Raw genomic sequence first — 7,282 nt, 5'->3', positions numbered from 1 at the left:
GATGTCCCCATCGTCTAGCGGTTAGGACGGCAGCCTCTCACGTTGTCAACTCCGGTTCGAATCCGGATGGGGACGCCAGACAAAATTCGAATCGAAAAGAAAACCCTGCGGCAGAACGTTCTGGAGCAGGGTTTTGTGTTTTTAGAATTGCCGATTATTGGGCGAGCCGGTGCTTGCCGCCGTGACGCCCGCAGGTGAGGAACCGCACGTCGCCCTGGCGCTCCGCGCGCATTCTTCTCGCTTCCCGGGGATCAACAAGAAGCGGCTCGGAGAGTTCAAGCCGGTCGCCGGGAACGAGAACGTCCGTGAGCTGCGCCCGGCGCGCATAAATTGAGAGGCCGAGTCCCGCCTCCTGCGGATCGCGCCCGAGCTTAAGAAGAGCAGCCTCGACCGTTGCGGCGTCGGGAAGTTCAATTTCGCGCTCGGCCGCAACGGCTTTCGCGCCCTGATGAGTAATCTCACAGATTGCAATTCGCATAGAAATCAGTTCGAACGCAAAGTCGATAGAATTTGGCTTCCCGTCAAAGGAAAGAAATCAAAGCATTATCGCGGGCGCGCGGAGAATTGCAAGCGTCTTCTCCCACAAAAAAAAAGCGGCATTGGTGCCTTCCGTTTGAGAAGAACCGGACCGCACGCCCCAAGCACCCGAATTTTCAAGCAGGGCCACCTATGGCAACCAAAGCACAACAGAAAAACAAGGCCGGAGCCACCCCGCGCATCGTCAACAAGCGCGCGACCTTCGACTATACGATCGAGGAGCGCTTCGAAGCGGGCCTCGTGCTGCGCGGCTGGGAAGTGAAGAGCGTCCGCGCCGGACGCGCGCAGATCAATCTTGCCCACGTCTACATCCGCGACGGCGAGCTCTTTCTCTGCAATGCGCACATGAATCCCGCCGACCAGGTCTGCACGCACGAAACGCTCGAAACGAACCGCACGAGAAAGCTCCTCATGCACCGACGCGAGATCATGAAGCTGATCGGCCGCGTCGAGCGGCAGGGCTATACGCTCATTCCGCTCAACCTTCACTTCAGCAAGGGCCGCGTCAAGGTCGACATTGCGCTCGCCCGAGGCAAGCGCGAATACGAAAAGCGCGCGGACGAAAGCAAGAAGGAATGGAAGCGCGAGCAGGAGCGCATCATGAAGAAGGATTCGAAGGGCCGGAACGTCTACTGACCGTCTTCGCGAGTCCTTTCTGTGAGAAAACAAAGCGGAAGAAAAGCATCATGGGTTCCAGAATCAGAAGTTTTGCCGGCATTCTCCTCGCGCTCACGGCGGCGCTCGCCTCTGCGCGGACCGTCACGGACGACAACGGCGACAAGGTGGAGGTGCCCGATCACCCCGAGCGCGTCGTCGTTGCGAACATTCTTCCGCTCGCTCCCTATGCCGTCGCCTTTACGGGCGAGCCCTCGCGCATCGCCGGCATGCATCCGGCATCGATGTCCGCAGCTAAAGCCGGACTTCTCGGGAAGCTCTACCCGCAGGCGCTTCAGATCCCCACCCGGTTCATTCAGGGGGCAAGCCTCAGCATTGAGAGCCTGATGACGCTCAACCCCGACCTTGTCCTCGTCAACGCCCCCGACAAGCGCATGCTCGAGCGCGTGCGCTCGGCCGGGCTCACGGCCTTCGGCATCAGTCCCGTCAAATGGAATTACGACGTCGAGAAGACCTTCGACGGGTGGACCGAATCGCTTGAAAAAATTTTCCCGGACGCAAAGGCGCGGGGCGAAGTGCTCCGCGGCGAAATGAAGCGCGTTCGCGAATTCGTTGAAAAGCGCATCGACGCCATTCCGCAGACGGAAAGAAAGCGCGTTCTCTTCATCGTCCGTGCGGATTCCCGGGAGCTTGTGGTTTCGGGAAAGCGCTTTTTCGGCGAGTCCTGGTGCGCCCTTACGGGGTCCGAGAACGCGGCGGGCAGCATTGAAGCCGAAAACGCCAATGCCGCCGTCTCGATGGAAAGCGTCTACGCCTGGAATCCCGACGCCGTGATTCTCACGAACTTCACGCCCCTCATGCCTGAAGACATCTTTGCCGGGCGGGATCAGGGCCGCGACTGGTCGCACGTGAAGGCCGTTGAGGAAAAGGCGGTCTACAAGATGCCGCTTGGGCTTTACCGCACCTTTACGCCCTCGGCGGACGCTCCCGTCACGCTCCTCTGGCTCGCCAAGACCCTTTATCCGAAGGCTTTTGAAGACGTGAACCTCGTCGAGGAAGCCAAGCGCTACTACAGGACCGGCTTCGGCATGACATTGACCGACGACGAAGCGAAGGCCGTCTTCGAGCATGACGCGGGAAGCGCCGAAAACGCCTCCGCGTCGGTCCGGAGCAGTCGATGAGCGCAAGGCAGAAGCCTCTCGACTGCCCCCGAGCGCTTCTGGATGCCGAGAAGCGCTCTCGGCACTTCCGGCTCGCGCTGGCGCTCCTCATTCTGCTTTCCCTCGCGGCGGCCTTCCTTTCGCTCCTTGCGGGCCGCTACGGCTTGTCGCCCGCCGATACGCTCGACGCTCTTCTGCATCCGGAAGCGAAGACTCCTGCCTCGAGCATCGTCTGGAACGTGAGGCTCCCGCGCATACTCCTCGCCTTTATTGCCGGAGCGGGACTTGCCGCCTCAGGCGCCGCCTTTCAGGCGCTCTTTGCAAATCCCCTAGCCGCACCCGACACGCTCGGCGTCGCCACCGGCGCCTCCTTCGGCGCGGTGCTCGCCATTCTTCTCGGGCTCGGCGCCTTCGCCATTCAGGGGCTCTCCGTTCTTTCTGGGCTTGCCGCCATTGCAATCGTCATGCTCGTGGCCCGCGGACGAAACGGCGAATCGGGATCCATTCTGATGATTGTGCTCGCCGGCATGGTAGTGGGCGCGCTCTTTACTGCGTTCGTGAGCATCGTCAAGTTTGCAGCAGACCCCCAGGACGTTCTTCCCTCCATCACTTTCTGGCTCATGGGGTCTCTTACCGGCGCGTCGATGCGCACGATTCTCCCCGGACTTCCGCTCCTCATTCTCGGGGGCGCAATCCTCATGAGCCTCCGCTGGCGCCTCAACGCCGCGTCGCTCCCGAAGGACGAAGCCGAAAGCCTCGGCATCAACGTGCGGCTCATGCGGGGCACGGTCATTCTTGCCGCCACGCTCATGACGGCATCGGTAGTGTCCCTCTGCGGCCTCATCGGCTGGATGGGGCTTCTCGTTCCTCATGCGGCGCGTCTTCTCTTCGGCGCGGCCAATGAGCGGGTGCTTCCCGCTTCCATGGTTCTGGGAGGGCTCTTCCTCATCCTCATCGACACAGCAGCGCGCACCATGGCAGAGAGCGAGATTCCCGTCTCCATCCTCACGGCGCTCGTGGGTGCTCCCGCCTTCATCATTCTCATGCGCCGCGCCGGCAGACCGCTCTGAAAGAGGACCGGAAGCATCATGAACGTTCAGGTCAGAAACGGATCCTTTCACTATCCCGGGGGAGACCCGGTCCTCAGGGACGTCAATTTCACGTTTGACGGCCGCGGCGTCTTCGCGGTTCTCGGACCCAACGGCGCCGGCAAAACAACGCTCCTCAAGTGCCTCCTCGGACTCATGCCCTGGAGCACGGGCGAATCGCTCTTCAACGGGAAGCCTCTGAAGGAATGGCACAGAACCGACTTCTGGCAGCGCGCGGCCTACGTGCCGCAGGCGAAGCTCTCAAACCTCGCCTCGCTCACGATTGCCGAATACGTGGTTCTCGGCAGAAGCGCCCGGATCGGGCTCTTCTCCTCTCCCGGCAAAAACGACTGGATCCTCGCCCAGAAGGCGCTCGAGGAGGTCGGAATTGCGCACCTCTCGCGCCGCCTCTGCTCAGAGGTCTCGGGCGGCCAGCTTCAGCTTGCGGCCATTGCCCGGGCGCTCGCCAACGACCCTGAACTCCTCATCCTCGACGAGCCCGAAAGCAACCTCGACTTCCGCAACCAGGCGCTCATCCTCGAAGTCATCGACCGGCTGACCGAACAGGGTCCGGGGGTGATTCTCAACACCCACTTTCCCGCGCATGCGCTCTCGCGCGCGAAAACGGGCCTCCTCGTTCCCCGCGGGGAAGCGCCCGTCTTTGCGCCGGCAAGCGAAATCTTCACGGAAGAGGCGCTCTCAAGGCTCTTCGGGATCGACGTCAAGATCCGCACGCTTCAATTCGGCCCGAAGACCCTTCCCGTCGTCGCGGCGCTCCCCTGAAAGCTTCGTAAATTCATGCAGAAATCCGGATTCTGCACAAAACGCCGGCTTTGCAAAAACTACCACTTAAAAAATAGGTTTATAGAGATTATCAACTAGTTCCCTTTTCAAAACCCGGTACTTTAGTTCTGCATTTCTTGACAGTTGCATTCACGCGGGAGTATGTTTCGCACACTGCACCCAACGACTGAAAGCAAAATTTTCAGTTTGAGCCGACAACAACAAAGGAAGAAGGAACATGGCTAGTCAGGACCGAGTAATCATCTTCGACACGACGCTGCGCGACGGCGAACAGGCGCTTCCGCAGAGCCTCTCCGAACGGCAGAAGCTTCAGATTGCGCTCGCGCTCGAAGAGCTCGGCGTTGACGTCATTGAAGCGGGCTTTCCCGTTTCCTCCCAGGGCGACTTCGAATCCGTTCAGCTGATTGCAAGAACGCTCAAGCACGCCGTTCCCTGCGGCCTCTCGCGCGCCGTGATCAAGGACATCGACGTGGCCGCTCAGGCATTGAAGGCCGCCGAGCACTTCCGAATACACACCTTCATCGCCACGTCCTCGATACATGTGAAGGACAAGCTCCGCAAGACCTTCGACGACGTGCTCGCCATGGGCGTCGCCGCCGTGAAGCAGGCGAGAAAATATACGGACGACGTCGAATTCTCCTGCGAAGACGCAGGGCGCACCCCGATCGATCAGCTCTGCCGCATGATCGAGGAAGCGATCAACGCGGGCGCCACCACCATCAATATTCCCGATACCGTGGGCTACACGGTTCCGACCGAATTCGGCGGCATCATCACCCAGGTCATGAACCGGGTCCCCAATGTCGACAAGGCGGTCATTTCCGTTCACTGCCACAACGACCTCGGCATGGCGACGGCCAATTCCCTCACCGCGGTCCAGATGGGCGCCCGCCAGATCGAGTGCTGCGTGAACGGCCTCGGAGAACGCGCCGGCAACTGCTCCCTCGAAGAGGTTGCCATGGCGATCAAGCTCCGCTCGAAGATTTTGGGCGGCGTCGAAACCGGCATCATCGCCAAGAACATCGCCCGCACCTCCGCACTCGTTTCGAAGATCTGCCACGAACCCGTGCCCTCGCACAAGGCGATCGTGGGCTCGAACGCCTTCTCGCATTCGTCCGGCATCCACCAGGACGGCGTCCTCAAGAACCGCGAAACCTACGAAATCCTCACCCCCGAATCGGTGGGCTTCAGCGGCAACACGATGCTGATGACCGCTCGATCGGGCCGCCACATGATCCGCGAATGCCTGAGGAAGCTCGGCTACGCCGACGACGAGTACGATCTCAACGACATCTACGCGCGCTTCTTGAAGCTCGCCGACAGGAAGGGCCAGGTCTTCGACTACGACCTTGAGTCCCTCATCTTCTTCACGAAGCTCGACGAAGAGGACGACACCTACCATCTCGAGCAGATGAACGTGACGAGCGGCACGGCCTCGGTCATTCCGACCGCTACGGTGCGTCTGCGCGTCGGCCGCCGCACCCGCACGGAATCGAGCATCGGCAACGGCCCTGTCGACGCCTGCTACAACTGCATCACGCACCTCACCGGCATCAAGTGCGTGCTGAAGAGCTACGAAATCAACGCCAACGGCGCCGGCATGGATGCGCTCGGCCAGGTGGACGTGACGGTCGAATACGAAGGCCGCATCTTCCACGGCATGGGTCTCTCGACCGACGTGATTGAATCCTCCGCGCTCGCGCTCCTCCACGCGATCAACAACATTGAACGCGCGAAGCGCATTCACGCCGCGAAGAAGCGCCCCTCGCGCACGGTGAAGGCCGCTGCAGACGAAGCCGCGAAGGCCGCTCAATAAAGCATCAGGCCCGGATTCCGGGTTGAAATGAGGGAAAGCGGAAAACGCTTTCCCTTTCCTCTCCGGCTCCCGGGCCTCACCCCATTACGACTGACCGCTTTCAGGAGCTTTTCTGAAGACGGCCGCCCTCTTTTTACCCCGTATTTCCTACCAGGATGACTGATATGACCCGCAACCACCGCATTGCAGTTCTCGCCGGCGACGGCATCGGACCCGAAGTCATGCGCGAAGCGCTCAAGGTGCTCGACGCTGCCGGCGCCCGCTTCGGCTTCACGCTCGAACGCACGGAAGCCCTCGTGGGCGGCGCCGCCATTGATGCGGAGGGCACGCCCCTTCCGGAAGCGACAATCGCTGCCTGCGACAAGGCTGACGCGATTCTCTTCGGTTCCGTCGGCGGCCCCAAGTGGGACCATCTCCCGCATTCCCAGCGCCCTGAAGCCGGCGCGCTCCTTCCCCTGAGAAAGCGCTACAAGCTTTTCTGCAATCTCCGTCCGGCCCGCATCTTCCCCGGCCTCTCCGCGCTCTCGCCGCTGCGCGCCGACATTTCGGAAAAGGGCTTCGACATGGTGATCGTCCGCGAACTCACGGGCGGCATCTATTTCGGCACGCCCAAGGGCAGGAAGGGCGAAGGCGAGGATACGACCGCCTACGACACCGAGGTCTATTCGAAGCGCGAAGTGCGCCGCATCGCCGTGGCCGCCTTTGAAGCCGCCCGCGGCCGCAGGAAGAAGGTTGCCTCTGTCGACAAGTCGAACGTCCTCGCCTCCTCCGTCCTCTGGCGCGAAACCGTTGAGGAGGTCGCGCGCAACTATCCCGACGTCGAGCTCTCGCACATCTACGTCGACAACGCCACGATGCAGCTGATCCGCGATCCGGCGCAGTTCGACATCATGCTCTGCTCGAACATGTTCGGCGACATTCTCTCCGACGAATGCGCCATGATCACGGGCTCGATGGGTCTTCTCCCCTCGGCTTCGATCGGCGAGGGCGGCTTCGGCCTCTATGAGCCGGCGGGCGGCTCCGCTCCGGACATCGCCGGAAAGGGCATCGCCAACCCGGTCGCGCAGATTCTCTCCGCCGCCATGATGCTTCGCTATTCGCTCGGCGAAAAGGAAGCCGCCGACGCCATTGAAAAGGCGGTTCTCGACGCGCTTGCCGCCCGCGAAGTCACGACCGACCTTGCCCGCGCCGCAGGGGCCCAACCTCTCAACACGCGCGAAATGGGCGACGCCATTGTCCGCCGCATTGCCGAGGGAGCCTGA

At 61.5% G+C, this 7,282-nt stretch carries 7 protein-coding genes and 1 tRNA gene; 7 read left to right on the top strand and 1 reads right to left on the bottom strand.

The window, feature by feature from the left end:
* Positions 1-3: 3 nt before the first annotated feature.
* A tRNA-Glu gene (locus tag GBM95_RS02225) sits at positions 4-78 on the top strand.
* Positions 79-154: 76 nt separating this feature from the next.
* On the opposite strand, the gene GBM95_RS02220 is transcribed toward GBM95_RS02225, so the two are convergent.
* Complete coding sequence (locus GBM95_RS02220) at positions 155-478, bottom strand: RnfH family protein (protein ID WP_152157586.1); 324 nt, start codon at positions 476-478, stop codon at positions 155-157.
* A 191-nt stretch (positions 479-669) separates the two neighbouring features.
* On the opposite strand from GBM95_RS02220, the gene smpB reads away from it, so the two are divergent.
* From smpB to leuB, 6 genes are all read left to right on the top strand, one after another.
* The gene (smpB, locus tag GBM95_RS02215) at positions 670-1,173 is read left to right on the top strand and encodes an SsrA-binding protein SmpB (protein WP_152157585.1); all 504 of its coding nucleotides are present in this window, start codon (positions 670-672) and stop codon (positions 1,171-1,173) included.
* A 50-nt stretch (positions 1,174-1,223) separates the two neighbouring features.
* Positions 1,224-2,333 carry an ABC transporter substrate-binding protein gene (locus GBM95_RS02210; RefSeq protein ID WP_152157584.1) on the top strand — a complete coding sequence of 370 codons (1,110 nt, stop codon included), beginning with the start codon at positions 1,224-1,226 and terminating at the stop codon, positions 2,331-2,333.
* Positions 2,330-3,382, top strand: coding sequence for a FecCD family ABC transporter permease (locus GBM95_RS02205; protein ID WP_152157583.1), 1,053 nt, complete (start codon positions 2,330-2,332; stop codon positions 3,380-3,382). Before GBM95_RS02210 ends, GBM95_RS02205 begins: the two co-directional genes overlap by 4 nt.
* A gap of 18 nt (positions 3,383-3,400) precedes the next feature.
* Entirely contained in the window at positions 3,401-4,183 is a 783-nt protein-coding gene (locus GBM95_RS02200) for an ABC transporter ATP-binding protein (RefSeq protein ID WP_152157582.1), read from the top strand.
* Between the two features lie 238 nt (positions 4,184-4,421).
* Positions 4,422-6,020 (top strand): 2-isopropylmalate synthase, encoded by a 1,599-nt coding sequence (leuA, locus tag GBM95_RS02195; protein ID WP_152157581.1) that lies wholly within the window; start codon positions 4,422-4,424, stop codon positions 6,018-6,020.
* 164 nt (positions 6,021-6,184) lie between these two features.
* Positions 6,185-7,282, top strand: coding sequence for a 3-isopropylmalate dehydrogenase (leuB, locus tag GBM95_RS02190; RefSeq protein WP_152157580.1), 1,098 nt, complete (start codon positions 6,185-6,187; stop codon positions 7,280-7,282).

It is taken from the genome of Sutterella seckii (genome assembly GCF_009183815.1).
In the GTDB taxonomy this organism is placed as follows: domain Bacteria; phylum Pseudomonadota; class Gammaproteobacteria; order Burkholderiales; family Burkholderiaceae_F; genus Sutterella; species Sutterella seckii.
This window is presented reverse-complemented; position numbering and strand designations above follow the sequence as displayed.

What these genes read in the sequence shown, in the direction of transcription:
- GBM95_RS02220 (WP_152157586.1), bottom strand. Translation starts at nt 478, where the DNA reads ATGCGAATTGCAATCTGTGAGATTACTCATCAGGGCGCGAAAGCCGTT.
- GBM95_RS02200 (WP_152157582.1), top strand. Translation starts at nt 3,401, where the DNA reads ATGAACGTTCAGGTCAGAAACGGATCCTTTCACTATCCCGGGGGAGAC.
- leuA (WP_152157581.1), top strand. Translation starts at nt 4,422, where the DNA reads ATGGCTAGTCAGGACCGAGTAATCATCTTCGACACGACGCTGCGCGAC.
- GBM95_RS02205 (WP_152157583.1), top strand. Translation starts at nt 2,330, where the DNA reads ATGAGCGCAAGGCAGAAGCCTCTCGACTGCCCCCGAGCGCTTCTGGAT.
- GBM95_RS02210 (WP_152157584.1), top strand. Translation starts at nt 1,224, where the DNA reads ATGGGTTCCAGAATCAGAAGTTTTGCCGGCATTCTCCTCGCGCTCACG.
- leuB (WP_152157580.1), top strand. Translation starts at nt 6,185, where the DNA reads ATGACCCGCAACCACCGCATTGCAGTTCTCGCCGGCGACGGCATCGGA.
- smpB (WP_152157585.1), top strand. Translation starts at nt 670, where the DNA reads ATGGCAACCAAAGCACAACAGAAAAACAAGGCCGGAGCCACCCCGCGC.